Origin of the sequence: Devosia sp. MC532, assembly GCF_016461625.1 — a bacterium.
Classification (GTDB): domain Bacteria; phylum Pseudomonadota; class Alphaproteobacteria; order Rhizobiales; family Devosiaceae; genus Devosia.
Map to the genome: position 1 here is coordinate 182083 of NZ_JAEMNZ010000005.1, position 25716 is coordinate 207798.

Annotated in this window: 20 protein-coding genes; 10 read left to right on the forward strand and 10 right to left on the reverse strand. The window is 58.6% G+C overall.

The window, feature by feature from the left end; all coding sequences use genetic code 11:
• Positions 1 to 90 precede the first annotated feature (90 nt).
• Positions 91 to 1278 carry a Bcr/CflA family efflux MFS transporter gene (locus JHC09_RS08560; RefSeq protein ID WP_199531598.1) on the reverse strand — a complete coding sequence of 396 codons (1188 nt, stop codon included), beginning with the start codon at positions 1276 to 1278 and terminating at the stop codon, positions 91 to 93.
• A gap of 140 nt (positions 1279 to 1418) precedes the next feature.
• Complete coding sequence (locus tag JHC09_RS08565) at positions 1419 to 2408, reverse strand: LacI family DNA-binding transcriptional regulator (protein ID WP_199531599.1); 990 nt, start codon at positions 2406 to 2408, stop codon at positions 1419 to 1421.
• 192 nt (positions 2409 to 2600) lie between these two features.
• Here JHC09_RS08565 and JHC09_RS08570 point away from each other — a divergent pair, with 192 nt between their 5' ends.
• Positions 2601 to 3983, forward strand: coding sequence for an ADP-ribosylglycohydrolase family protein (locus tag JHC09_RS08570; RefSeq protein WP_199531600.1), 1383 nt, complete (start codon positions 2601 to 2603; stop codon positions 3981 to 3983).
• Positions 3984 to 4094: 111 nt separating this feature from the next.
• On the opposite strand, the gene JHC09_RS08575 is transcribed toward JHC09_RS08570, so the two are convergent.
• From JHC09_RS08575 to JHC09_RS08590, 4 genes are all read right to left on the reverse strand, one after another.
• Entirely contained in the window at positions 4095 to 5213 is a 1119-nt protein-coding gene (locus tag JHC09_RS08575) for a Gfo/Idh/MocA family oxidoreductase (RefSeq protein WP_199531601.1), read from the reverse strand.
• A gap of 66 nt (positions 5214 to 5279) precedes the next feature.
• The gene (locus JHC09_RS08580; RefSeq protein WP_199531602.1) at positions 5280 to 6182 is read right to left on the reverse strand and encodes a sugar ABC transporter substrate-binding protein; all 903 of its coding nucleotides are present in this window, start codon (positions 6180 to 6182) and stop codon (positions 5280 to 5282) included.
• An 83-nt stretch (positions 6183 to 6265) separates the two neighbouring features.
• Positions 6266 to 7246 (reverse strand): ABC transporter permease, encoded by a 981-nt coding sequence (locus JHC09_RS08585; RefSeq protein WP_169196398.1) that lies wholly within the window; start codon positions 7244 to 7246, stop codon positions 6266 to 6268.
• Between the two features lie 9 nt (positions 7247 to 7255).
• Positions 7256 to 8038, reverse strand: a complete 783-nt coding sequence (locus tag JHC09_RS08590; RefSeq protein WP_169196397.1) for an ATP-binding cassette domain-containing protein — start codon at positions 8036 to 8038, stop codon at positions 7256 to 7258.
• A 199-nt stretch (positions 8039 to 8237) separates the two neighbouring features.
• On the opposite strand from JHC09_RS08590, the gene JHC09_RS08595 reads away from it, so the two are divergent.
• Positions 8238 to 9104 carry a MurR/RpiR family transcriptional regulator gene (locus JHC09_RS08595; RefSeq protein WP_199531603.1) on the forward strand — a complete coding sequence of 289 codons (867 nt, stop codon included), beginning with the start codon at positions 8238 to 8240 and terminating at the stop codon, positions 9102 to 9104.
• 21 nt (positions 9105 to 9125) lie between these two features.
• Here JHC09_RS08595 and iolG read toward each other — a convergent pair whose 3' ends face one another.
• Positions 9126 to 10115 carry an inositol 2-dehydrogenase gene (iolG, locus tag JHC09_RS08600; protein ID WP_182393870.1) on the reverse strand — a complete coding sequence of 330 codons (990 nt, stop codon included), beginning with the start codon at positions 10113 to 10115 and terminating at the stop codon, positions 9126 to 9128.
• A gap of 211 nt (positions 10116 to 10326) precedes the next feature.
• On the opposite strand from iolG, the gene iolC reads away from it, so the two are divergent.
• The 5 genes from iolC to JHC09_RS08625 all read left to right on the forward strand — a co-directional run bounded on the left by iolC (position 10327) and on the right by JHC09_RS08625 (position 18933).
• On the forward strand, positions 10327 to 12243 hold the full coding sequence (iolC, locus tag JHC09_RS08605) for a 5-dehydro-2-deoxygluconokinase (protein ID WP_199531604.1): 1917 nt from the start codon (positions 10327 to 10329) through the stop codon (positions 12241 to 12243).
• A complete protein-coding gene (gene iolD / locus JHC09_RS08610) occupies positions 12240 to 14084 on the forward strand; it encodes a 3D-(3,5/4)-trihydroxycyclohexane-1,2-dione acylhydrolase (decyclizing) (RefSeq protein WP_199531605.1) in 1845 nt (614 codons plus the stop codon). Before iolC ends, iolD begins: the two co-directional genes overlap by 4 nt.
• A 23-nt stretch (positions 14085 to 14107) precedes the next feature.
• Positions 14108 to 15001: a myo-inosose-2 dehydratase gene (gene iolE, locus JHC09_RS08615; RefSeq protein ID WP_199531606.1), complete on the forward strand. Its 894-nt coding sequence runs from the start codon at positions 14108 to 14110 to the stop codon at positions 14999 to 15001.
• Positions 15002 to 15015: 14 nt separating this feature from the next.
• A complete protein-coding gene (gene iolB / locus JHC09_RS08620; protein WP_199531607.1) occupies positions 15016 to 15813 on the forward strand; it encodes a 5-deoxy-glucuronate isomerase in 798 nt (265 codons plus the stop codon).
• A gap of 783 nt (positions 15814 to 16596) precedes the next feature.
• Positions 16597 to 18933, forward strand: coding sequence for a Tex family protein (locus JHC09_RS08625; protein WP_199531608.1), 2337 nt, complete (start codon positions 16597 to 16599; stop codon positions 18931 to 18933).
• A 51-nt stretch (positions 18934 to 18984) separates the two neighbouring features.
• Here JHC09_RS08625 and JHC09_RS08630 read toward each other — a convergent pair whose 3' ends face one another.
• Genes JHC09_RS08630 through JHC09_RS08640 form a run of 3 tightly spaced genes read right to left on the reverse strand, consistent with a single transcriptional unit; the run spans position 18985 to position 21957 of the window.
• The gene (locus JHC09_RS08630) at positions 18985 to 20031 is read right to left on the reverse strand and encodes an aldo/keto reductase (protein WP_199531609.1); all 1047 of its coding nucleotides are present in this window, start codon (positions 20029 to 20031) and stop codon (positions 18985 to 18987) included.
• 18 nt (positions 20032 to 20049) lie between these two features.
• Entirely contained in the window at positions 20050 to 21249 is a 1200-nt protein-coding gene (locus tag JHC09_RS08635) for a mandelate racemase/muconate lactonizing enzyme family protein (RefSeq protein ID WP_199531610.1), read from the reverse strand.
• A 27-nt stretch (positions 21250 to 21276) separates the two neighbouring features.
• Entirely contained in the window at positions 21277 to 21957 is a 681-nt protein-coding gene (locus tag JHC09_RS08640; RefSeq protein WP_248308938.1) for a GntR family transcriptional regulator, read from the reverse strand.
• Positions 21958 to 22274: 317 nt separating this feature from the next.
• Here JHC09_RS08640 and JHC09_RS08645 point away from each other — a divergent pair, with 317 nt between their 5' ends.
• From JHC09_RS08645 to JHC09_RS08655, 3 genes are all read left to right on the forward strand, one after another.
• The gene (locus tag JHC09_RS08645) at positions 22275 to 23774 is read left to right on the forward strand and encodes an extracellular solute-binding protein (RefSeq protein WP_199531612.1); all 1500 of its coding nucleotides are present in this window, start codon (positions 22275 to 22277) and stop codon (positions 23772 to 23774) included.
• Between the two features lie 86 nt (positions 23775 to 23860).
• Positions 23861 to 24829: a sugar ABC transporter permease gene (locus tag JHC09_RS08650; protein WP_199531613.1), complete on the forward strand. Its 969-nt coding sequence runs from the start codon at positions 23861 to 23863 to the stop codon at positions 24827 to 24829.
• Positions 24826 to 25710: a carbohydrate ABC transporter permease gene (locus tag JHC09_RS08655; RefSeq protein ID WP_169196382.1), complete on the forward strand. Its 885-nt coding sequence runs from the start codon at positions 24826 to 24828 to the stop codon at positions 25708 to 25710. The genes JHC09_RS08650 and JHC09_RS08655 overlap by 4 nt, the downstream gene beginning before the upstream one ends.
• Positions 25711 to 25716 lie beyond the last annotated feature (6 nt).

Below are 25716 nucleotides of genomic sequence, written 5' to 3' on the forward strand. Positions count from 1 at the left end.
TCGCCGCGCTGAGTGACAGAACTTGTCAGGGTAAAATCCTGTCACGCCGATGGGGTTCCCAAATTGCAGTCGGCCTAATCGCCGCGAGTCCTATGCGGCTTTCCGCTCCGCTCGGATTGCCACGAGGGCGGCGACAAGCGCAGCGACTGCCGTGGCGAGCATGATTAGGAGCAGGGAATATCGCGCGTTCTCAGGCGTAATGATCACGCCGACCAATCCTGAGATAACGGCGGCCCCGCCCACGGAAATCGCGCTGGCAAGTCCCGCGGCACTACCAATCAGCTGCGGCTTGACCGAAATTGCCCCCGCATTGGCGCTCGGCTGCGTAAAGCCATTGGCAAAGCCGACAAACATGCACGGCACAAAAAGCATCAGCACATGGTCTGCCCCTGCCCACACGACGAGCAGCCCACCCAAGAGCCCGCCGATGGCCAAAAGCCGCCCGAGCAGAAGCAATCGAGACAGCTCGAGCTTGCCCGACAAACGCCCGGCAAAAATACTACCCAGCATGAAGCCGACCGTGATTGTCCCCAAGAGCAGGCCGAGGGTTGCGGGCGAAATGTTATAGAGCGCGTGTGCGGCCAGAGGCGCGCCAGCCAGGAACGCATAAAATCCGCCCATGGAGAAAGACATGCAAAGCGCATATGCCCAGAACTTCTGCGACGACAGCAACTCCGGATAGGCCCGCATTTGCGACAGCACAGAGGTCGACCGCTTATAGTTGGTTTCGCGGAAATCAGACCAGCACAGAACCAGCACCAGAACCGCCAACACAGCCAGTAGCGCGAAACCGACGCGCCACCCGAACACTTGATCTATGACCCCACTGATGCTTGGCCCGAGCAAAGGGGCAATGCCCCAAGCCGTCGCGATATAGCCAATCTTGCTCGCGGCCTCTTCGCGCGTATGAACATCGCGAATTGAGGCCAAAGACACCGCATAAACCGGCGCAATCACCGCCTGCACCATACGAAACGCGAGGAAGCTGGTCGCGTCTTGCGCCAAGGCCGCGCCGAGCGTGGCGACAAGAAAAACCGCGAGGGCAGCGAGAATAACCGGGCGGCGGCCAAAACGATCAGAAAGTGGCCCAAGCACCAGCTGCAAACACGCCGATACGCCAGCATACCCAGCCAGCGCCAAGCCGACAACGCCGTAATCAACCTCGAACTCCCTCGCCAAAGCCGAAAGCGACGGAACGATGAAATTCAACGGCAAGACGGCAAGGGCAGCCAGCAAAATCAGGGTTATGACGCGCGGCGCGCGAACTTCTGTCGTCATTGGGAAACCGCCTTTGCCAGCCGGAGATGGAAGTCGAAACTGAGCCTCAGCCCAGTTCCTTCCATCTCAGCTTAACCTATGCAGCACGACAAAAATCGCCAACTCTGTTCATCATGTGAGAGACAGCTCGCATCGGTCGTCTATTCGCCAGACCATGGCCCACTTGAGCCGCGCGGCACCAATGAGACTGGCACAACACGATCTTCGCGGCTTATCCCCGGCGCCTTAATGCGCTGGATGAGCAGATCGACGGCCCCTTCGCCCAATCTGTCCAGAGGCTGACGCACGGTGGACAGGTCAATCAGCGGCCAACTGCTCATCTGCATGTCGTCAAAGCCGATGACAGAGACATCTTGCGGAACACGAAGTCCGAATGTTTTCAATGCACTCAGGGCCGCAATCGCAACCAAATCATTCACGCAGGCAATAGCTGTCACCGCGCGCCGACCAATGGCCTCTATGGCGCTTTCTGGCAGCTGGGGAATGAGATCAACCTCGTGCTCCCATACAATCTCAAGCCGCCCATAGGCTGTGGCGAGAAATCCCTCCCGCCGACTTTCCGAGGAGAAAAGCTCCTGTCGTCCGCGCAGATAGCCAACGCGCTTATGACCCAGAGCGATGAGGTGCTCTGCCATCAGCCGCCCACCGACGAAATGATCAGACATGATGCTATCGAGGCCGAGATGGGGAGAGTCCAACGCGACCAGCGGGAAGTGTTCAATGCCGTCCATATCAAAGCCGGGATGAAGGAGGGCGACGGCCCCGTCGACTCCATGGTTGATCAGCGTCTGGATCAAATTCTCCTCGCGCTCAATCTCGGTACCAGAATCAACAACAACGGTAGCGAAGCCATGCGCTTCAGCGCGCCTCTGAACTGCCTGTGCGATTTCGGGAAAGATCGGACTGGTCAAGCTAGGCAAGAGGCAACCAATAGTATTGTTGCGCCCGGTCTTGAGCGCACGAGCCGCGTTATTGCGCGTATAGCCCAACTCGGCCGCAACCCTGCGGACAAGCTTATCCACTTCGGACGAGACTTTATTAAGATCGTTCAACACGTAAGAGACTGTAGCGGAAGATACGCCCGCAGCTCTTGCGACGTCTTTGATGGTCGGACCGCGCCCTTTAATCATTCCGATCAAATCCCCCGTTCACCCGCCCCTTATTTGCTGAAAACGCCTCCGACGCCAAGGGAATACTAACCCCTGCCCACTCCGACTTGACGCCCGCCAGAAAATCCCCTTAGAAGTTTACACGATTAAACGCCGCTCATCAGGCGGTTTGCGAGCGCTCCGACTTCCGCAGCGTGACGAAGGACTATTGCTATGAAAGCTTGGGAACTCACCCGAGATCTACTGCGCGACACCAAGCCTGTCGTGCGGACCGCTGAAGAACAGACCTGGGACGCGACCGATGTCATGGCCGGGACGGACTTCAACCTGAAGCTCTTTTGGTCCAGCAATGTTCCGGGTTCCGCGGCCCCAGAAAGCCTGATGGCCGGCGCGCTGCAGTCGCTTGAAAACAAGGGCTATATCCTCGCGCCTTACGCTGACCTACTCCAGCAAGGTCTTGATGCTGTTGCCGCTGGCGACTACGAAAACCTCTACATGATCGACATGCGCCTGCGCGCCATCATGCAGGCCGCAAAGCCCGATCCAGAACACAAGTCGCAAAAGACGCTGCGCTACAAGTCTTGGAAAGAGTTCGACGCGGCCGTAACTTGGCCCGCTGATGAAGCGGTCGACACCACCAGCGAAGACTTTGCCGATCAGACCCGCGCCGCTTGGCTCGGTCAGCTCGTTGGCGCCGCTGCCGGCACCGCGCTCGAAGGCTACACGGCTGATAACATTGCCGAAGTGTTCGGCCCGATTACCAGCTACCCGCGCGAACCCAACACCTATAACGACGATATCACCTTCGAGATCGCCTTCCTCGAAGCCTATCGCGAAAAGGGTTCGGCTGTGACCGGTGAAGACATTGCCGCCCGTTGGACCGGCATGATCCCGCTCGGTTGGTCGGCAGAAGCCATCGCGCTCAACAATATCCGTCGCGGTATTCTCCCGCCGGTCTCCGGTTCGCTCGACAACCCGTTCGATGAATGGATCGGCGGCCAGATGCGCGGCACTATTTGCGGAATGGTCGTTCCCGGCCAGGCACGGGAAGCTGCGCGTCTTGCTTATATGGACGCAGAAATCTCGGCAGCCGGTAACGGCATTTTGGGCGAAGTGTTCAATGCCGTTCTCGCGGCCCGCGCTTACACGCTCACCGACACGCGTGAGCTGCTGAACTCGACCATCGATCTCATCTCCACCAAAACCGAATACGGTGCCGTTCTGGCTTTCGCGCGCAACGCCTGCGAAACCTCGCCAGATTGGCGCTCGGCTTGGGCCAAGTGCGATGAAGAATACGTCGAATACAACTGGATCCACGTTTACCCCAACGCGGCCGCTCAGGTCGTGGCACTGTGGTTTGGTGAAGGCGACTTTGACAGAACTCTCGAAATCATCTGCGGCATTGGTCACGACGTGGACTGCAACGCCGCTCAGATCCTGTGTGTCATCGGCATCCAGAAGCGCAGCGGCGTGATCGCTGAGAGCTGGTACAAGCCACTGATCGCAGACGATATCGTCACCTACATGCGCCGACCGGCTAAAATCGCGTTCGCAGACCTCGTTGCCCAGACAATTGAGGGCGCGCAGAAGGCGTGACGAGCGCAGAGCATGGCGGTGCCCCACTGCCGTGCTCTGCCCCCAATTACGCCCCGCAAGAGGCGTATAAACGCAAGGCCCTTCCCCCGAGGGCCTTGCAACCTCTAGCGGCTAGTCTCTCAGCCGCACCCAGCGACCATCAGAATGGCTTTTGGCCATGGCATGAATAGCGCGCTCAATCTCCAGCCCCTTGGCAAAATCAATCACATGGCCCTGCCCGCTCTTGATCGTGCGGATAAGCTCGTGCGCCTCGATCGCCTTGAGGTCGTTGAAACCCAGGCCATGGCCTGCTGCCGGAACAAATAGATTATAGGGCGGATGATCCGGGCCAGCCAAAATGGTCCTGAACCCCTGATCGGCTGGTTTGCCGCTGCGCGTGAACAGCTGCAACTCATTCATCCGCTCCTGGTCATAGGCAATCGTGCCGTCAGAGCCAAAAAGCTGAATGGCAATGCGCCCCTTACGTCCCCAAGCGGCGCGGGACAGTTGAATGGCGCCGGACACACCGTCCGTCAGGCGGAGGAGGACATGGGCGACGTCAAAGTTCTCGACATCGCGGGCCGTGCCGTCCGCGGTCACCCGACTAGCATAAGGCTTACCGAGATCGGCAAAAACCGCCTCAACAGGCTCGAGCATGGTCGAGAGAATGGACAGTGGATGCACGCCGAAATCATCGACCACGCCATAGCCGGACTTGGCCTCGCTGCGCCACGAGAAAGGCGCGTTCGCATCAGCCATGAAGTCTTCATCCATCTCCACACGGAATGAATGCACCTGACCAATCGCGCCGGATTTGACCAGCTTGGCCATGTGCCGGACCATTGGATTTTGGATGTAATTATAGCCCAAGACCGCCTTACGGCCGCTCGCCTTGGCGGCTGCGAGCATACGCTCGGCATCAGCAAAACTTGGCGACATCGGCTTTTCGCACCAAACATGCTTGCCAGCCTCTAGGGCCGCAATCGCCATTTCGGCGTGCAGAGCATTGGGCGTCGTGATGGAGATGACCTGAACTTCGGGGTCCAGCAGCAGATCCCGCCAATTGCCGGTCGCGCGTTTAAACCCAAGCTTATGCGCCTGATCGTCGGCCAGTTCGCGGTTCCATTCGGCCAGATGGATCAGCCGAGGCCGCTCAACATCCCCGAATATGGACGCCACGCTATTCCAGGCCAGCGCGTGGCACTTCCCCATATAGCCAGTGCCGATAAGGCCAACACCTAAGCCCGCCATGTTCTCACTCCCAGACATGCAGACGGCGCCCATAAAGAGCGCCGTCGTTTCGTTTGTTAAGACCGTTTACTTGTATTCAGCAGCATTGGACGCATCGACCAGCACGGTGCCGGTATCGACCCAAGCGTCGACAGTTTCGCCCTTCTTGAGCTTGATCAGGCTTTCAATGCCGAACTTGCCCATATTGGTTGGTGCCTGAGCAATCGAGGCTTCCATGTCACCTGCAATGATGGCATTGGCCGCATCTGGGTTGGCGTCAAAACCAACGATGGTGATCTTGTCGAGAAGCGCTGCCTGCTTGACAGCTTCAACAGCACCGAGCGCCATATTGTCGTTCGACCCGAAGATGCCAGCGAGGTTTGGATTACCAGCCAGAATGGTTTCGGTCACAGAAATACCGGTCGCACGATCCCAGTTTGCTGGCTGTTCGGCCACGATCTTGAGGCCGCAACCTTCAAGACCACCCTTCGCACCATTGTAACGTTCCTGACCGGTCGACTGGCTGATCAGGCCCTGCAGAATGGCGACTTCAGCGCCGCTCGGCAGGTTGTCACAAAGATACTTGGCGGCAAGTGCTGCGCCCACTTCGTTGTTGGTGCCGATGAAGGAAACGCCGTCATTGGTGCCACGGGTGTCGACGAACACCACTGGAATGCCCTGAGCCTTAGCTGCCTCCACAACTGGGGCCAGAGCATTTGGATCGGTTGGAGCCAGCGCAATGCCGTCAACCTTCTGAGCGATCAAGTCTTCGATCTGGTTGATCTGAGCCTGAACGTCGGATTCCTGTGGCGGAGCCACAACAATCACTTCAACGCCATGCTCAGCACCGGCCGCCTTGGCACCGGCTTCAACAGCGGCCCAGAACGGGTTGCCCGCGCCGGGGCCCTTCATACCGAGCACATAGGTTTCTGCCTGTGCGCCGATTGCCATGGTTGCGAAAGCAACGCTAGCGAGTAGTACAGCTTTCATCACGGTCCTCCCTAAGAACCACTCCACTTGAAACTACGGTTCGGTCCGGCTGGAGTGCACCGGACCGACCTGTTGGTAAAATCCTAGCGGCGAACCGATGCCCGACGACGGACCACGTCGATCCAGACCGCGAAGATAATGACGGCACCAATAAGAACCATCTGCCAGAACGGGCTGACATTGTTGATGTTTAGGCCGTTCCTCAAAAGCCCCATGATCAACACACCAGCCAGAACGCCGATCACCGTGCCACGCCCACCAAAGAAGGACGCACCGCCAATGATAACCGCCGCAATGGCGTCAAGTTCAAGGCCGATCCCGGCATTGGGGAAACCAGAGTCTGTGCGACCAGCGAGCAGCAACCCGCCAAGACCCGCAAAGAACCCCGAGATAACGTAGACCAAGACCAGGACGCGGTCGACGTTGACCCCGGACACACGAGCCGCCTGCGGATTGCCGCCGATGGCATAGATATGACGACCCACATTGGTCTTCTCGAGGAAGAACCACAGGCCCACAGCACAGACCGCAACCAGAAGGAGCGAGGCCGGAATACCTGCCGGTGGCGCAAAGATGCCAAGGTCATAATAGGCCTGCCCGATGTACCGTACTTCAGGCTGCAGACCCGAAACCGGCGCGCCATTGGTGGCGAGATAGGTCAGACCGCGAGCGATATTGAGCGTGCCGAGCGTCATGATGAACGGGTGCGGTAGCTTCAGCCACGTCAGGCCAATGCCGTTGACGAGACCCACTGCGATCCCAACGAGCGGCCCAATCAGAATAACGACCGGCCACGGCAGCCCCATCTTGCTGGCGACCGCCAGACACACCATTCCCAAGGCCATGGTTGAACCGACCGACAAGTCGATACCGGCGGTAACGATGACGACGAACATGCCGAGCGCCAACAGCGCCAAGGTCGCGTTCTGCTTGAGAATATTGGTCAGGTTCTGCGGTGTCAGGAACACGTCAGGACGCGACAGCGCAATCACAAAGGCCATCACCAGAACGACGATGATAATGCCGTAGGACTCAAGGAATTTGGAGAGCTTGGGGTTATACATCTCAGGCTCCTACAGACGGTCATGAGCAAGGGCTTCATTGTGCCCCTTGGTGCCCATGATCCAACCGATCACTTCGTTACGATGCGTTTGATCCAGCGGCGCTTCAGCGAAATTCGTGCCCTGATAGAGCGCCATGACGCGGTCGCAGCAGTAGAAGATATCGTCCATACGGTGCGAGATGATGATCACCGCCACGCCGTGGTCCTTCAGCCGCTTGATCAAGTCGAGCACCTTGCCCACTTCCTTGATCGCCAAGGCGGCAGTCGGCTCATCCATGATAACCAGACGCGCATCAAACGCCGTCGCACGGGCAATTGCCACAGCCTGACGCTGCCCACCGGAGAGATCTTCGGTGTTCTGGTCGACCGACTTCACATGAATGTGGAGGTTATCGAGATGCTTCTTAGCCATCTCTCGGGACTTGCTGTGGTCAATGACAGTCAGCGGCCCGAACTTCACACCCGGCTCGCGCCCCATATAGATGTTTTCGTAAATGGGCATGTTTCCGGCGAGCGCGAAGTCCTGATAGACCATCTCAATGCCTTGAGCACGAGCGTCCTTGGGGCTAGAAAACCGCACCGGCTTGCCGTCGAGCACCAATTCGCCTTCAGAAGGCTGAAACAGGCCCGACAGAATTTTCATCAAGGTCGACTTGCCCGCGCCATTGTCACCAACAACGCCCAGCACTTCACCTTTGCCAACATGGAAGTTCACATCATGCAGAGCGGTGATCGCCCCGAAATGCTTTGCTACTCCCCGCGCCTCCAACAGAGGCACCTGCGTATGAGCCATGTCTGTTCCTCCCAGTCACAGCAGCAAATAGAACGCCTGTTCATATTTGCGAGTTAGTAGAACATTCATTCCATCTATGTTAGAAAGCGTCAACAGTATTCTTCAAACAAATTGCTCGCCTTTTGGGCCAAACAGCGAAGACCACTGACACCATTGAATAATCTTCTCCCTCGCAGGGATCGCTCTGGAGTATTTTAGAATGACCAACTCAAAACACACTCCAGAACCCGACAACAAGCTGGCTCCGCCCCGCGATTATTCTGCCCTGCGCGACATGGTTGTTGCGCGCTGGGAAGACCTCCCCAAGCGCCTCACCGAAGTTGCTCGCTACGCACTAGATAATCCTGATGAAATTGCTTTTGGAACGGCAGCCTCGATCGCCGCCAAGGCCAATGTCCAACCATCGACCCTGGTTCGCTTTTCCCAGTCTCTCGGCTACCAAGGTTTTTCTGATCTGCAGGATGTGTTCCGCTCGCGTCTGCGCGATCAGGTGATTGGCTATGACCAACGCCTCGCCAAGTTCGGCGAGAATGCGGACGGCAAATCCCGCTCCACCTTGATTCTGGAAGGAGTTACCGAAGCCGCCAGCACCTCGCTCGCGGCGCTGCAGAGCCGCACTCAGCCCGACCAGCTCGACAAGGCCCTCGACATCCTCACCCCCGCCGAGACCATTTATCTCGTTGGCCTGCGCCGCTCGTTCCCGGCCACGTCTTATCTGGCTTATGTCTTGGGCAAGCTCGGAATTAAGTCCATGCTGATCGATGCGGTCGGCGGGCTCGCCCCAGAGCAAGCCAGCTTCATCACCCCGCAGGACGCCGCTATCACCATCTCCTTCACGCCCTATGCGAGCGAAACCGTCGCCCTGACCCAACAGGTGCGGGAGCGCGGGGCAAAAGTGGTGGCCATTACGGATTCAGTCTTCTCGCCACTGACAGCGCAGTCGGACCTCTGGTTTGAATTGGCCGAGGCAGACTTTGAAGGGTTCCGCACCCTCAACGCTACGATCACCCTCGCAATGGCAATCGCAGTTGGAATTGCCGACCGCCGCAAAGCGACAGCCGGCTAAATTATTGCCCAAAGGCAGACGTCAGAGCTTGATGACCGATCCGGTCTTCAGGCTCTCGGTTGCAGCTTCCGCCAGCTTCTGCGCCATCAGACCATCATGGCCAGACGCACGCGGAGCCTCACCCTTTTCCAGATAATCCAGGAACTTATGGATCTCGGCTGTGTAAGCTGCCTGGTAACGTTCAACGAAGGAGAACGGGATGGCGTCTTCAGTCCAACCGTTTTCATTGGCCAATTCCACAGTGGTGTTGTGAATATTGGCAGCACGCAGCAGGCCCTTCGAACCGTGCACTTCAATACGCTGATCATGCCCATAGGTGGCGCGACGCGAATTGGTGATGACAACCATTTTCCCTGAAGCCGTCTGCATATGCACCGCCGCGGTGTCGATGTCGCCCGCCTTGCCAATGGCCGGATCAGTCATCACGCCACCCAGGGCATGAACCGTCGCCACTTCTTCGCCGCCGAGCAGGAAGCGCGCCATGTCGAAGTCATGGATCATCATATCGCGGTAAAGGCCGCCCGAGCGTTCGATATAAGAGACTGGCGGCGCCGAAGGATCGCGGCAGGTGATGGTGATGATTTCCGGGTCACCAATTTCACCAGCGCGCAAACGCTTTTCAAGCACCGAAAAATTCGGATCGTAACGACGGTGGAAGCCGATCATCAGCGGCACACCGGCCGCATCGACAACCTTCAAGCATTCTTCAATGCGCGACACTGAAAGCGACACAGGCTTTTCGCAAAGGATCGCCTTACCTGCACGCGCCGCCATCTCGATCAAATCGGCATGGGTATCGGTCGGCGTCGCGATCAGAATGGCATCGACGTCGGACGCGGCAATAACCTCCTCCAGCGGAGCGGTTTTCGCGCCGACAACCTCGGCCAGCTTGCTCGCAGCGTCAGGCATAGCGTCAGCAATATAGCTGACCTTCGCACGGCCTGAGCTCGCAATAGAACGAGCGTGCACATTGCCAATACGCCCTGCCCCAAGAATACCGAAACGCAACATGAGTTTGCCTCCTAACAATCTCGCCGCGCATGTAGCGTTGCACGGACCTCACGCCAAGTCATAGTGATTTGCGTCATTCCGAAAAGAATTTCAACATTAAAATAGAACGTACATTCCAGATTGACGAAGTGGTGGAATTGATGTTTCACTCAAAACAACACATCCGCGAGCTCTGGACAGCGCGCGCATCGAGATTCTGAGGAGGCAATCGATGAGTGAGGTACACCCCACGCTCGACATTATTACTCTAGGCCGCGCCTCGGTCGACCTCTATGGCCAACAGATTGGCACACGACTCGAAGACACTGTCAGCTTCGCCAAGTCGGTTGGCGGTTGCCCGGCCAACATAGCCATTGGTTCGGCCCGTCTGGGCCTGAAATCGGCATGGCTTGGCCGCGTCGGTAACGAACAATTCGGTCGCTACATCACCGAACAAATGGCCCGCGAAGGCGCATCGACCGACGGGATCACCATCGACCCGACCCGCCTCACCGCCCTCGCTATTCTCGGCATTGAAGACGACAAGAAATTCCCACTCCTGTTTTATCGCGAAAACTGCGCCGACATGGCACTGAGCGAAGACGATGTGGACGAGACATTCATTCTGAGCGCGGGTGCCATCCTCGTCACCGGCACCCACTTCTCCCGCGCCAATACGGCTGCGGCCCAGTTCAAGGCGATCAAAATCGCTCGCGAAAACGGCATGAAGGTCGTGTTCGACATTGATTACCGCCCGAACCTTTGGGGCCTCGCTGGCCACAATGCCGGTGAAGAGCGCTACATCGCCTCCGACACTGTCTCGCAAAAGCTGCGCGACGTGCTCCCCCATTGCGATCTCATCGTCGGCACCGAAGAAGAAGTGCTCATTGGCTCCGGCGCTGATGATCTGCACGAAGCCCTCCGTACCATTCGCGCCCACTCCAGCGCCACCATCGTTCTCAAGCGCGGCCCCATGGGCTGCATCGTTTACGAAGGCGACATCCCGAAGGATTTGGAAGACGGCATTATCGGCCAGGGTTTTCCAATCGAGGTCTACAATACACTCGGCGCTGGCGATGCCTTCATGAGCGGGTTCCTCCGCGGCTGGCTGCGCAACGAGCCGCTCGACACTTGCGCCACTTGGGCCAATGCCTGCGGTGCCTTCGCTGTCTCCCGCCTCCTCTGCTCTGCCGAAATCCCGAGCTTTGTTGAGCTGCAGGATTTCCTCGCCAAGGGAAGCTCTGAACGCGCCCTGCGCAAAGACGCGCGCATCAATCACATCCACTGGGCGACCACGGCCCGCCGCCGCGATTATCCGACCCTCAAGGCTTTCGCGATTGACCATCGCATCCAGCTCGAAGACGTCGCTGACCGACTTGGCGCGCCGCGCGAAAAGATCTCCGAATTCAAGGTGCTCGCTGTGCAGGCTGCCGCCCGCGTTGCCGATGGCCGCGATGGCTTTGGCATGCTGCTCGACGACAAATACGGCCGCGACGCGCTGTTTGCCGCCTCGAAAGTACCAGACTTCTGGATTTCGAAGCCTTTGGAAGAGCCCGGCTCGCGCCCACTGCGCTTTGAGTTCAGCCAGGACGTGGGCTCGCGCCTCGTCGAATGGCCGATTGATCACTGCATTAAATGCCTCTGCTTCTATCATCCAGACGATCCTGCCGATCTGCGCGCTACCCAGATCGACAAGCTCAAAACCCTGCACGAAGCCGCTCGCAAGATCGGTCGTGAACTTCTGGTCGAAATCATTGCGGGCAAACACGGCAAGCTTGACGCCAACACCATCGCCCGTGCGCTGCAGGACGTCTACGACGCCGGAATAAAGCCCGATTGGTGGAAGCTCGAACCACAGGCCTCGCCCGAGGCTTGGGTCGCCATAGACGACACCATTGAACGCAACGATCCGCTCTGCCGCGGCGTCGTGCTCCTCGGCCTCGAAGCGCCCCGCGCCGAGCTCGAAGCAGCATTCAAAGCCACCACTGCCTCGCGCACCGTAAAAGGCTTCGCGGTCGGCAGAACACTCTTTGCCAGCGCTGCCGAAAAATGGTTGGCTGGCACAATCACAGACGATGAGGCCGTGGAGGATATGGCCCAGCGTTTCGCCGAACTCGTGTCGGCTTGGGAGCAGAGGGGGAACGCATGACCCAAACTATTCGCCTCACCATGGCTCAAGCCGTGGCGCAATTCCTCGCGGCTCAACGCACCATTATCGACGGCAAGAACGTTCCGATTTTTGAAGGCGTCTGGGCAATCTTTGGCCACGGCAATGTCGCGGCCATGGGCGAGGCGCTGTATTCGGTCAAAGACAAATTGCCGACATATCGCGCTCACAATGAGCAAGGCATGGCTCACGCCGCCATTGCTTATGCCAAGGCCAATTTCCGCCAGCGCTTCATGGCCTGCACCACCTCCATCGGCCCCGGCGCGACCAATATGGTCACCGCCGCCGCTCTGGCCCATGTGAACCGCCTGCCCGTGCTTTTCCTGCCCGGCGACGTGTTCGCCAATCGCCGCCCCGACCCTGTGTTGCAGCAGGTCGAAAACTTTGCCGACGGCACTGTCTCGGCCAATGACTGCTTCCGCCCGGTATCGCGCTATTTCGACCGCATCACCCGCCCTGAGCAGATCATCTCCGCTCTCCGCCGCGCCATGCAGGTGCTCACCGATCCCGTCGATTGCGGCCCAGTCACCCTTGCACTGTGCCAAGACACGCAGGCCGAGGCTTACGACTACCCACGCTCATTCTTCGATGAAACCATTTGGTCGCTCCGCCGCCAGGGTCCGGACGAGAATGAACTCGCTGCCGCTGTCGCAGCACTTCAGAACGCCAAGCAACCGGTGATCATCTCCGGCGGTGGCGTGCTCTATTCCGGGGCCACAGAGGCATTGCGCAGCTTTGCCGAAACCCACGGCATCCCCGTTCTCGAAACTCAGGCCGGAAAATCCTCCCTGCCCCATTCGCACCCGCTTAACATGGGTTCGGTTGGTGTTACGGGTTCCTCGGCCTCCAATCAGCTGGCAGAAGCCGCTGACGTGGTCCTCGCCGTCGGCACCCGCCTTCAGGATTTCACAACCGGCTCCTGGGCCCTATTCAAAAACCCGAACGTTAAATTCATCGGCCTCAACGTCGCCGCCCCCGACGCTGCCAAGCACCGCGCCTTGCCGCTCGTCTCCGATGCAAAGCTGGGTCTCAAGGCTCTCAGCGCCGCTCTGAGCACGACCAAAGCTCCGGCAACATGGACCAACGAAGCTGCATCCGGCAAAGCCGAATGGCTCAAGGCCGCTAACGCCGCGACCGCTTCGTCAAATGCACAGCTCCCATCCGACGCTCAGGTGATCGGCGCTGTTCAGCGCGCCATCCCCGATGCCATTGCCGTCTGCGCGGCAGGCGGTCTGCCCGGCGAATTGCACAAGCTCTGGCAGGCCGAAAAGCCGGGCCATTACCACCTTGAATACGGCTTCTCCTGCATGGGCTACGAGATCGCTGGCGGTCTCGGCGTCAAGCTGGCGCGGCCCGACGAAGACGTCGTCGTCATGGTCGGCGATGGCTCCTACATGATGATGAATTCCGAGCTCTCGACCTCGGTCATGATGCGCAAAAAGCTCATCGTCGTGCTGCTGGACAATCGCGGCTACGGTTGCATCAATCGCCTGCAAATGGGCACCGGCGGAGCCAACTTCAACAATCTGCTTGAAGACGCCAATATCGAAATCATGCCCGATATCGACTTCGCCCTCCATGCCCGCGCTCAGGGCGCGCATTCGGAAAAAGTCGCCTCCATCGCCGAACTCGAAACCGCCCTCGCCGCTGCCAAATCCCGCGACATGACCTCGGTCATCGTCATCGACACCGATCCGCTGATCACCACGCAAGCGGGCGGTCACTGGTGGGATGTGGCTGTGCCGGAAGTGTCAGACCGCGCCGAAGTCCGCACCAAGCGCGCCGAATACGAAACCAATATTACTCGCCAGACCATCGGCTAAGTCTTTTCTAGGGAACACGAAGAATGATCCGCATCGGTGCAAACCCCATCGGCTGGTCCAATGATGACATGATCGAGATTGGTGGCGAAACCAGTCTCGAAACCTGTCTGACCGAAGCGCGCGAAGCTGGCTTTACCGGCATGGAGCTTGGCAACAAGTTCCCGCGCGTCGCCAGCCAGCTCCGCCCGATCCTTGAGGCCCACGGCCACAACCTCGTCTCCGGCTGGTATTCGGTTGAACTGCTCACCCGCGACGTCGCCGCCGAACTCAAGGCCGCCGAAGCCCACGCCACGCTCCTGCGCGACATGGGCTGCAAGGTCTTCATCGTCTGCGAAACCTCCAACGCCATCCACGGCCAGATCGACACCCCGCTGTCGGCGCGTCCGGTCTTGGCCAAAGCGGATTGGAAGCAGTTCGGTGAGCGCCTCACAGCCTTCGCCGAAGCGATCAAGGCACAGTACGGCCTGACGCTGGTCTATCACCACCACATGGGCTCCATCGTCCAGACCGAAGCCGAAATCGACCGCCTGATGGCCGTCACCGGCCCGGCCGTACATCTCCTGCTCGACACCGGCCACATCACTTGGGGCGGCGGCAATCCGGCCCGCGTCGCGCGCAATCACCGTGCTCGCATTGGCCACGTCCATTGCAAGGACGTCCGCGCCGAGGTCATGAAACAGTCGAACTCGGAAGACTGGTCCTTCCTCAATTCAGTCCTCGCAGGTGTCTACACCGTCCCCGGCGATGGCCTGGTCGACTACCCGGCAGTCTTTGCCGAAATCTCGGGCTACGAAGGCTGGGTTGTCGTCGAAGCCGAACAGGACCCGAAAAAAGCTAACCCGCTGCAATACGCCAAGCTCGGCTACAAAAACCTACGTGGCTACCTTGAAGCCGCTGGTTTCACCGTCACCGAATAAAGCGAGAAGCCGACATGTCTAAACTGCTCGTCAAACCAAACGGCACCTCCGGCAAAGTCATCGACGTTACGCCGGAAAGTGCAGGCTGGACCTATGTCGGCTTCACCCTCCACAAGCTCAGCCCCGGCCAGTCGGTCAGCGCCCCAACAGGCGACCGCGAGGTCTGTCTCGTTCTCGTCTCCGGCACAGCCGACATCACCGCCGGGTCCGAAAACTTCCCATCGGTCGGCAAACGCACCTCGCCTTTCGAAGGCAAGCCCGAGGCCGTCTACGTCCCCGGCCATTCCGATTGGTCGGCAAAAGCCGTAACCCAAGTCGAACTGGCCGTCTGCTCCGCACCAGCGCTCACCGAGAAAAAGCCGCGCTTTATCTCGTCGGACGACATGAGCCAGGAGGTTCGTGGCAAGGGCACCAATGTGCGCCACGTCACCAATATCCTGCCCGAGACCGACCCAACCGCGGACTCGCTCCTTGTGGTGGAAGTCATCACCCCCGGTGGCCACACCTCGTCCTATCCGCCGCATAAGCACGACGAGGACAATCTCCCGCACGAGAGCTTTTTGGAAGAGACCTACTATCACCGTCTCAACCCGCCGCAGGGCTACGCCTTCCAGCGCGTTTACACCGATGATCGTTCGCTCGACGAAACCATGCTCATTGAAGATGGCGTCACCGCCCTCGTGCCCCAGGGCTACCACCCCTGCGCCACCATCCACGGCTATGATCTTTATTACCTAAACGTCATGGCCGGCCCGACGCGCATCTGGAAGTTCCACAATCAGACCGAACACGAGTGGCTGCTTAAGAAGTAGCGCCAAAAACACAAAAGCCGGGGTCATGCCCCGGCTTTTTCCTTCGAAGTTACGATGGCGAACTATCAACAGCACCGTCAAATTGACGATATATTACAATGAAGTACTAGCCACAACGCGAATGTCGACCACCAATCACCATTAACGAACTCTAAAAATCTTACCATGCCTGCATTGAAATCATAACGGATCGATCACACATCCGTGAACTTCAACAACAGCAATGCAAGGATATTTCATGAATTACACTGAAGGCGAGATCAGACTCGCCGCGCTGATAGCACTGAATGCTTCCGTGACAGGCACACTTACAACTACCGAGTTGATTACTGCACTGTCATACTTCATGCACCCGCGCGGACACGACGCGCAGATTGCACAAGGACGAGCGGACACGTACTTCTCGCAGAAGGTGCGAAATCTAATCTGTCACCGCGACTCCTTTAGTAGCCTCACAAGCCAAGGTCTTGTCGAGTACGATGCAGACAATGAAAATTTGACCATCACACAAACTGGTCGAGCAGTGTGCTCATTGTAACCGCTCAAACTTGGCTCCCCGAGTTGATCAGGGAGCCACCTACTAATTAGCGAAAATCCAAGCTAGCCAGGCTAGATTTACGGCGTCATCAACCGAACTTCCCCAGCCCAAAACTCCCCCGCCCCAAGCCCGCCGCAACTGCGCATTAAGTCAATCTCCACAGCCGCCCAAAGCTGCGCCAAATACCATTGCCTTGCGCCCATTCCGCACTATGGTCACGGCCAAATAACCCGAGATTGAGCTACATGTCCGAAATCGACACCCGCATTGCCAAACAGATCGCCACCGAAATCGCTGCCCGCCCCGAGCAGGTACGCTCCGCCGTGGAATTGCTTGATGGTGGCGCGACGGTTCCGTTCATTGCCCGTTACCGCAAGGAAGTCACCGGGGGCCTCGACGACACCCAGCTGCGCAACCTTGCCGAGCGCCTGACCTATCTGCGCGAGCTCGAAACCCGCCGCGCCTCGATCATCAAATCCATCGATGAAAAGGGCCAACTCACCCCCGAATTGACCGCCTCGCTCGTCGGCGCGACCACCAAGGCCGAGTTGGAAGATCTCTATCTTCCCTATAAGCCCAAGCGCCGCACAAAGGCCGAAATCGCCCGCGAGCGCGGCCTTGCGCCCCTCGCCGAAGCCATTTTGGCCAACCACGCTGCCGCCCCCTACAAGCTCGCCGAAGCCTTCATCACCGAAGAGGTTCCGGGCACCAAGGAAGCGCTCGAAGGCGCGCGCGACATCGTCGTGGAAGGCCTCACCGAAAATGCCGCCCTTCTGGGCCAACTGCGCGCCTATATGCGCGACAAGGCCATGCTCGTGTCCTCCGTCCTCAAGGGCAAGGAAGCCGAAGGCCAAAAATTCTCGGATTATTTTGAGCATTCCGAACGCTGGAACAAAACCGCTGGCCACCGTGCACTGGCGATGATGCGCGGCCGTGACGAAGGCTTTCTGGGTCTCGATATTACCATCGATGCCGACCTCACCGATCCGGTAAAACCTGTCGAACGCATGGTTGGCGCAGCGCTGTCCGCACAAGGCTCTGGCGCTGGCGATATCTGGCTGCGCGAAGTCGCCGCCTGGGCTTGGCGCGCCCGCCTCTCCGTCTCGCTTTCGGTCGATCTCATGGTCGAACTGCGCGAACGCGCCGAGGCCGAAGCCATCACCGTTTTCGCCCGCAATTTGAAAGATCTGCTACTCGCCGCCCCCGCTGGCGCCCGCACCACCATCGGCCTCGATCCGGGCATTCGCACCGGCGTAAAAGTGGCCGTTATCGACAAGACCGGTAAAGTCTTGGATACCGATACCATCTACCCCTTCCAGCCGCGCAACGATGTCATGGGCGCGCAAGCAGCCCTCGGCCTGCTCATTAAAAAGCATGGCGTTGAACTCATCGCTATCGGCAACGGCACTGGCTCGCGCGAGACCGAAAAGCTCGTCGCCGATCTCATCGAGCGCCTTCCAGCACCAAAACCCACCAAGGTCATCGTCTCGGAAGCTGGTGCTTCGGTCTATTCCGCCTCCCAGCTTGCGGCCAATGAATTCCCCGATCTCGACGTTTCGCTGCGCGGCGCGGTTTCCATCGCCCGTCGCCTGCAAGACCCGCTGGCCGAACTGGTCAAAATCGAACCCAAGGCCATTGGCGTCGGCCAATATCAGCACGACGTCGATCAAGGCCGCTTGGGCCGTCAGCTAGACGCCGTTGTGGAAGACGCAGTGAACGCCGTTGGTGTTGATCTCAACACCGCCTCCGCCCCGCTCCTCGCGCGCATCTCGGGCCTCTCCTCCTCGGTTGCCGACGCCATTGTGCTGCACCGCAACGAAAACGGCCCCTTCGCCAATCGGAAGGCACTGCTCAAGGTCGCCCGCCTCGGCCAGCGCACTTTTGAACAGGCCGCCGGGTTCCTCCGCATCACCGATGGCGACGAGCCGCTCGACGCTTCCGCCGTGCACCCCGAAGCCTATGGCGTCGCCCGTAAAATCGTCAAATCCTGCGGCCGCGACCTACGCACGCTGCAAAACGACAAAACCGCGCTCGCCAACATCGATCCGCGCCAGTTCGTTGACGACCGTTTTGGTCTGCCGACGGTCAAGGACATCCTCGCCGAACTCGAAAAGCCCGGCCGCGACCCGCGCCCTGCCTTCAAAACCGCCACCTTCGCCGAAGGCATTGACGAGATCAAACATCTCGTCCCCGGCATGTTGCTCGAAGGCACCGTCACCAATGTCGCCGCCTTCGGCGCTTTCGTCGACATTGGCGTCCATCAGGACGGTCTCGTGCACGTCTCGGCCCTTGCCGACAAATTCGTCAAAGACCCGCATGAAGTGGTCAAGGCGGGCGACGTCGTAAAAGTTCGCGTGGTCGAAGTCGACGTCGCCCGTAAACGCATTGCGCTCTCTATGCGCAAGGACGACACCCCCATCCAGCGCGAGCGCGGCAATGAACGCCCGAATGAGCGTCCAAGCGGCAATACCCGCCCGAACAATTCACGCCCATCCAATCAGCGTCCCGCCCAAAATAACTCTGGTGGCGCCTTTGGGTCTCTCGGCGACCGCCTCAACGACGCCTTCAAAAAGCGCACATAACAGCAAAAAGCGGGGCGACACTGTCGCCCCACTTGTCTTTTGCCACCGCCCTTAGGGCAGACGCACCGTATGGTTTGGCTCAAACTCGGCCTTGCCAAAGGTGGCGCGCAGGTTGTTGTCGGTCCATTCAAACGGATAGCCCAGCTTGAGCGGCATAGCCTCGGTGAGCTGGCGCTGAATTTCATCCGGCAGGTTGAAATCGCCCGCATGGAGGTTCTCCGCCACCTGCTCCACCTTGCGCGCCCCAATGATTGCAGCGGTAACCTGATGATTACCGAGTAGCCAGCTTAAGGCCACTTGGCTTGGGGTTTTGCCGAGCTGCTTGGCCACCGCGACCAGCACATCTATGGCCTTGAGAGCATCGTCGAACCAATAGCGCGGCAGAGCAATCGACGCCTGAATACCCATGCGCGTATCAGCATCGGGCTTATCCTTGCCCTGATATTTTCCCGATAGCATCCCCGCCGCCAGCGGGCTCCAGCAGATCATCCCCACACCCGCGTCCTCACAAGCTGGCAGGATTTCGCGTTCCACATCGCGACGAATGAGATTGTAGAGATGCTGCGCCGAGATCAGCTTCTCATAGCCCTTAGCCTCCGCCAGCGTATTCGCCTTGGAGATTTGCCAGCCGTAGAAATTGGAGCACCCAAGGTAACGCACCTTGCCTGAGCGCACCAGATCTTCCGCCGCCCGCATGCTTTCCTCAATCGGCGTGTAGGGGTCTGGCCCGTGGAACTGGTAGAGATCGATATAGTCGAGCCCGATGCGCTTGAGGCTCTTCTCGCAAGCCTCAATGATATGTTTTCGCGACAGCCCGCGCGAGGTCACGGCGCTATTGGTGGGAAACCAGCACTTCGTTGCCACCACCAGATCGTCGCGGACAAAATCTTTGAGCGCGACCCCGAGCATGCGCTCGCTATCCCCGCCAGAATATCCATCCGCCGTATCAATGAAATTACCACCGCCCTCGACAAAGGCACGCACAATGGCCGTGGATCCATCCTGGTCGCAGCCCCACTGTTTATTGCCAAAGGTCATAGTGCCAAGGCAGAGGCGCGAGACCAAAAGGCCCGACCGTCCCAAATAGCGATATTTCATAATCCCCTCCTCCTTGGACTAATCAAAGAAACCGGCGTCTTCCTCCGCGAGATATTTTTTGGCCCCTTCGGCATCAATGTCCAGCCCAAGGCCGGGCGCTTCGAGAAGCGCGACATGGCTATTGGTGACGATCTTTTTGGGCAGGCCAATGACGATGTCCGTCCACCACGGGTCAGACGCGCTTGGAAATTCAAAGGCGATGAAATTGGCTGGCAGCGTCGCGCAGACATTGATCAGCGCCCCCAGTCCCAGCAGGCCGTTGGCCGTGCCATGCGGCGCCATCATGATCGAGTGCATATAGGCGTGTTCCGCCACCCACTTCAACTCTGCTATCCCGCCAATATCCGCCGGGTCCGGCCCGACGACGCGCACGGCCTGCGTTTCAATCAGCTCTTTGAAATTATGCCGGAGATAAATCTGCTCGCCGGTATGGATCGGCGTTGAGGTAGACACGGTCAGCTCGCGATAGGCTTGCGGATTGACCCAGGGAACATAGTCCCCCGTCAGCATATCCTCGAGCCACATGAGGTCATATTTCTCTACCGCCCGCGCAAAGCGGATGGCATCGTTGAGAAACCACCCCGGCCCACAATCGAGCGCAAGGGATACCTTATCCCCCAGCACCTCCTTCATGGCCGAGACGCAATCGAGCATGTGATTGAACCCACGCTCAGAGATCTGCCCCTGATCCATCGCCCCATGATAGCCCGCCTTGGTCTGGCGCGGCCCATAGTGGAAGTCGTCTATGCTGTCCTTCATGTTGGAGTGGAAGCTGATCCCCTGCTTCACCATGAAGAAGTTCTCGTCGCGCTCCATCATCCATTTCACATCCGCCGCATAATCCTCAGGCCGATCGCCGGTGCGCTTCTGCCGGATGGAACCGTTGTAGACGCGCACACTATCGCGCACCTTCCCGCCCAGCAGCTTATAGGCGGGCACACCCGCCGCCTTGCCCGCAATATCCCAAAGCGCGTGCTCAATGGCGCTAACAGCCGCCCCATAAGGCTTAAACGAGCCACGCTGGCGGATTTTCATCATGCAGCGCTCGACGTCTGTCGGGTCCTCCCCAATCAGCGCCTCTTTGAAATGCAAAACGAAGGGCTTGAGATAGGTCTTGGTGAATTCCACCTCGCCTAAGCCATAAAGCCCTTCATCGGTCACAATGCGAACAATAGGGTGACGCCCGATAACGGCGCAGCGCAGATCAGTAATCTTCATGGGTCCCCTCCCGTAAAAAGATAAGACCTAGGCGCTTGCACTCCCTGGTGCTTTGAGACGCGCTAGGCGCATTTGCTCGATAATATGGCGCCCAGAACCCTCCACGTGCTGGGCAACAATAGCTGCGGCCTTCTCCGCGTCTTGCTTGCGGATCGCCTCAATCAGCTCTCTATGTTCCCGCACCACCGTCTGGCGACGGCTCAAGGATGTCGGGAATTTTCGCGCGATAGAGCGCAAAATCTCTCTGTGCCGCCACCAAAGGTCCGCCGCGTGGCGATTATAGTGCCGACCATAAATGACCATGTGAAATTGCGTATCGAGCTGGCCGTGCTTTTCCGGATCACCGAAGTTCAAACCCTCGATCTGATCCTGAATGCGTTCCAGTTCGGCGATATCCGGATCACTGGCAATCGTGCAAAACCACCGCGTCAGCGAGGGCTCAATGAGCATTTCGATTTCGCAAATATCGCGCACGAAATCCTCGTCAATGCGCACCACCCGCGCCCCACGATTGGGCTCGATCGTCACCAGCCCTTCGCCACGCAAAACCTGTAACGCCTCGCGCACCGGATTGGTCGATGTGCCATAGGTCGCGGCCAGTTCGCCGATCTTCAATCGCGCCAATGGAGCCAGTCGGCCCGAGACAATATCGTCGCGGATCCTCTGGTAAATCGTGCTGTGTGAAACGTCGAAATCAGGCGCGGTCATGATGCTTTTTGCGCAACCAACATGCCCCATCTGTAGCGCCAGAACATCGACAAGCCAAGAGCGATCATCACATAATCAGATTCAGATAATGTACGATCTAATTGCCATTGACAGACAGGTTAACGTCTGTAACGTTTTCGACAGCAACAAAACGTTCATCGAAAGAACGATTGCCAGCAAGCAGGCAGTACGTCCCGTCAGGCCCCGCATGGTCTGGACTGCCACCTAAGGAGGCGCAGCTGAGATTACTCGCTGCGGGGAGGACAAACCTCGGCCGAGGGGGCTGAGAGCTTCTCCCATGATGAGGAGGACTACCAATGACACATTCGCAAGGCCGCTTCACGCGGTCGGGCTGGGCTTGTGCACGGCGTGTTTCTGCTTACGCCCTAGCCGCAGCCACCACCGCATCCATGCTTTCACTTCCTGCCATGGCGCAGACGGTCGACCTCAGCAAATGGTCGCCCGAATACGTCAAATCCATTGCGGGCACCCACACATTTGACACCAATGGCGATTGCGCCGCTGTCGTCCCCGCCGACTACAAGGGCAAGGTCAGCTATTGGTACACTGGCCCCTTTGAAGCCGATCCCGAAATCGCCCACAAGGTCGACAAAGACTTCTGGGAAGCCTTCAAAGCCGCCTACCCCAATATCGAAACCGACGTTCAGTCGATCACCTATAATGAGCTCCTCGACAAGTTCCGTACCTCCCTGCTCGGCAATGCCGCGCCAATGGTCGTGCGCTTGCAAATTCTCGGTGGCGTCGAGTTCTCCGCCAAGGGCTATTTGAACCCACTCAAGCCCGAAGATGTCGGCTATTCCAGCTCCGACTTCTGGCCGGGCGCGATGAAATCCGTCACCTATGACGGCGTCCCCTACGGCATTCCCACCAATAACGAGACCATGGCGCTGATCTGGAACGCCAAGATCTTCAAAGACGCCGGTCTCGATCCTGAAAACCCACCCGCCACCTGGGACGATCTCGTCACCTATTCGAAAACCATCAAAGACAAGCTCGGCATCTCTGGCTATGGCCTCGTGGCCAAGCAAAACGCGGGCAACACCCCGTTCCGCTTCATGCCTCAGCTCTGGGCCTATGGTGGTGGCGCGCTCGACGAAGCCGCTGACAGCCCGTCCTATACCGATGTCTGGGTGAACAACGATGGCTCCAAGGCGGCGCTGCAAGCCGCCGTGCAGATGTATGTGACCGATAAGTCGGCTCCGACATCTGCCCTGACCAATACTCAGGCCGAAAATCAGGCGCCGTTCATTGCTGGCCAACTGGCCATGATGATCGCCCACCCGTCTGAATACGCCCGCATGGTCGATCTTTCGAGCAAAGCCACCGGCGCTGATAAAGCCGTAGCCGACGAAGTGATTGAGAACATGCGTTATGGCCTCATTCCAGAAGGCCCAGCCCGTCGCGCTGTGGTGTTCGGAGGCTCCAACATCCACGTGGTCAAACCCGAATATGTCAACGGCGGCGCCTATGACGAACAGGCTGTAAAGGCGCTCGTCTGCATGTGGACCAGCCCGGAATGGTCAACCAAGCTCGCTTGGACAGGCTCCAACCCGGGTCACCTTGGTGGCTTCACCACCGAATGGATGAAAGAGCGTCTCGACACCATCAAATTCCTCGACGTCACCACCTCCATGCTGCCCAACGGCATTCCCTTCCCGGTTCTGCCCGAAAGCCCGGAAATCATGAACATCGTCATTCCGGACATGATGCAGAACGCGCTGACCGGAGCCATGACGGTTGATGAGGCGGTCAACGACGCCGCGGCCAAGATCGAAGAGATCATCGGCGGCTTCTAACGCGGTTTTCGCTCCCGAAACGCTGATCGGCGGTCGCTGGCCACCCGCCACCGCCGGTCACTCTCAAGCCTATAGGGACGTCTCTAATGACCAATATTTCAGGGCAGCCCGCTATGCGTGGGCGGCGGTTAGACGAGGTTTATCGTAAACCCAATGTCGCCGAACGGGCCTGGCAGAGCCGTGCAGACTATCTCTACGTCATGCCAGCCATTGTGGTGATGTTGGTGGTGATCGCTTACCCGGTCTACTACACCATTGAATTGAGCTTTTTCAAAACGCCGCCGAGCCTCCAGCTCAAAGACAAGATTTTCATCGGCTTTGAAAACTACACCACCATTCTGGGCCAGGCCTCGTTTTGGAAGGTCACCGTCAATACGCTGATCTGGACCTTCTTCTCCACGCTCTTTGCCTTTGTGCTCGGCTTAGGCGCAGCCCTCGCCCTCCACCGCGAATTCGTCGGCCGGGCATTCTTGCGCGCCATCCTCCTTATTCCGTGGGTCGTCAGCGCCGTTGCTGCCTCTTACGTCTGGAAGTGGATGTACCACTCCGACTTTGGCGCCATCGGCGCGCTCATGGTGCAACTGGGCGTCACCGATCAGCCGATCAACTTCATCGACAACACCACCACTGCGCTGCCCTCGCTTATTGTCATCAACGTCTGGAAGGAATTTTCCTTCGCCATGATCATGCTCATGGCGGGCCTGCAGACCGTGCCCGAGCAATTGCTGCGCGCTGCCAAGGTCGATGGCGCCAATGCCTGGCAGCGCTTCTGGCATGTGACCTTCCCGCATTTGGCGGGCGTCTCCACCGTCACCGTGCTTTTGCTGCTGGTGACAAACTTCAATTCCTTCATCATCCCTTGGCTCACCACCGGCGGCGGACCCGCTGGCGCGACCGACATCTGGATCACCCAGATTTATCAGCTCGCCTTTGGCCGCCAACGCTGGGGCGTGGCAGCGGCCTACTCGGTCCTGCTGTTCCTCATCATGATGACACTGGGCTATTTCTATGTCCGCGCGCTCTCTCGCGGCGATGACAAGAGGGAAGTCGCATGAGCACTCTCACCGCATCGCAAGACCGCGCCGTTGCCAGAACCAGCTTTGACGGCTGGCGCTGGGGTGGCCGCTTGTTTTTGGTCTTTCTCGTCGGCTTCACCGTCATGCCTATGGCGTGGATGCTGATCACCTCGCTCAAGACCGGCTTTGCCGCCATGCAATATCCACCGCAATGGTGGCCGACCGAGCCAACGCTCGACAATTACTGGCGGCTTCTCGATCCACGTGGGCAAGTGGGGCAGGATTTCCTGCGCTACTTCGGCAATAGCGTCTGGGTTTCCGTCGCCACCACAGTTCTCGCCGTGGTCGTCGCCGTCCCCGCGGCTTATGCCTTCTCCCGCTTCCGCTTTCCGGGCCGGACATTCCTCTTCTTCGCGGTGCTGCTGCGCAACATGTTCCCGGCCGTCATCTTCCTCGTCCCGCTCTTCATCCTGATGCGCTGGTTGGGGCTGGTGAACACCCACGGATCGCTGATCCTCACCTATCTCACCTTTGGCCTCCCGCTCGCCATTTGGCTGCTCAAAGGCTTTTACGACAATATCCCGATCCAGCTGGAGCAAGCCGCCCGTATCGATGGCGCCACTCGCTTCCAGGCCTTCTTCTACATTGTCATGCCCCTCTCAACGCCAGGGATCATTGCCACCTCGATCTATTCCTTCATCGGAGCATGGAACGAATACATCTACGCCTACACCTTCCTGACCCGTCACGATCAGATGACGCTTCCGGTCGGCATTCAGCGCTTCTTCTCTGAAAACGCCACCGATTGGCCCGGCCTCATGGCCGCGACCTTCCTCATGAGCGTGCCCGTCGTGGTGCTGTTCCTTGTCCTTCAACGCTATTTCGTGCGGGCCCTCGCTGAGGGCGCCGTCAAGCACTAGGGAGCA

What these genes read in the sequence shown, in the direction of transcription:
- JHC09_RS08640 (WP_248308938.1), bottom strand. Translation starts at nt 21,957, where the DNA reads ATGACCGCGCCTGATTTCGACGTTTCACACAGCACGATTTACCAGAGG.
- JHC09_RS08565 (WP_199531599.1), bottom strand. Translation starts at nt 2,408, where the DNA reads ATGATTAAAGGGCGCGGTCCGACCATCAAAGACGTCGCAAGAGCTGCG.
- JHC09_RS08570 (WP_199531600.1), top strand. Translation starts at nt 2,601, where the DNA reads ATGAAAGCTTGGGAACTCACCCGAGATCTACTGCGCGACACCAAGCCT.
- JHC09_RS08645 (WP_199531612.1), top strand. Translation starts at nt 22,275, where the DNA reads ATGACACATTCGCAAGGCCGCTTCACGCGGTCGGGCTGGGCTTGTGCA.
- JHC09_RS08655 (WP_169196382.1), top strand. Translation starts at nt 24,826, where the DNA reads ATGAGCACTCTCACCGCATCGCAAGACCGCGCCGTTGCCAGAACCAGC.
- JHC09_RS08630 (WP_199531609.1), bottom strand. Translation starts at nt 20,031, where the DNA reads ATGAAATATCGCTATTTGGGACGGTCGGGCCTTTTGGTCTCGCGCCTC.
- JHC09_RS08650 (WP_199531613.1), top strand. Translation starts at nt 23,861, where the DNA reads ATGACCAATATTTCAGGGCAGCCCGCTATGCGTGGGCGGCGGTTAGAC.
- JHC09_RS08575 (WP_199531601.1), bottom strand. Translation starts at nt 5,213, where the DNA reads ATGGCGGGCTTAGGTGTTGGCCTTATCGGCACTGGCTATATGGGGAAG.
- JHC09_RS08585 (WP_169196398.1), bottom strand. Translation starts at nt 7,246, where the DNA reads ATGTATAACCCCAAGCTCTCCAAATTCCTTGAGTCCTACGGCATTATC.
- iolE (WP_199531606.1), top strand. Translation starts at nt 14,108, where the DNA reads ATGATCCGCATCGGTGCAAACCCCATCGGCTGGTCCAATGATGACATG.
- iolD (WP_199531605.1), top strand. Translation starts at nt 12,240, where the DNA reads ATGACCCAAACTATTCGCCTCACCATGGCTCAAGCCGTGGCGCAATTC.
- JHC09_RS08580 (WP_199531602.1), bottom strand. Translation starts at nt 6,182, where the DNA reads ATGAAAGCTGTACTACTCGCTAGCGTTGCTTTCGCAACCATGGCAATC.
- JHC09_RS08635 (WP_199531610.1), bottom strand. Translation starts at nt 21,249, where the DNA reads ATGAAGATTACTGATCTGCGCTGCGCCGTTATCGGGCGTCACCCTATT.
- JHC09_RS08595 (WP_199531603.1), top strand. Translation starts at nt 8,238, where the DNA reads ATGACCAACTCAAAACACACTCCAGAACCCGACAACAAGCTGGCTCCG.
- JHC09_RS08625 (WP_199531608.1), top strand. Translation starts at nt 16,597, where the DNA reads ATGTCCGAAATCGACACCCGCATTGCCAAACAGATCGCCACCGAAATC.
- JHC09_RS08590 (WP_169196397.1), bottom strand. Translation starts at nt 8,038, where the DNA reads ATGGCTCATACGCAGGTGCCTCTGTTGGAGGCGCGGGGAGTAGCAAAG.
- iolB (WP_199531607.1), top strand. Translation starts at nt 15,016, where the DNA reads ATGTCTAAACTGCTCGTCAAACCAAACGGCACCTCCGGCAAAGTCATC.
- JHC09_RS08560 (WP_199531598.1), bottom strand. Translation starts at nt 1,278, where the DNA reads ATGACGACAGAAGTTCGCGCGCCGCGCGTCATAACCCTGATTTTGCTG.
- iolC (WP_199531604.1), top strand. Translation starts at nt 10,327, where the DNA reads ATGAGTGAGGTACACCCCACGCTCGACATTATTACTCTAGGCCGCGCC.
- iolG (WP_182393870.1), bottom strand. Translation starts at nt 10,115, where the DNA reads ATGTTGCGTTTCGGTATTCTTGGGGCAGGGCGTATTGGCAATGTGCAC.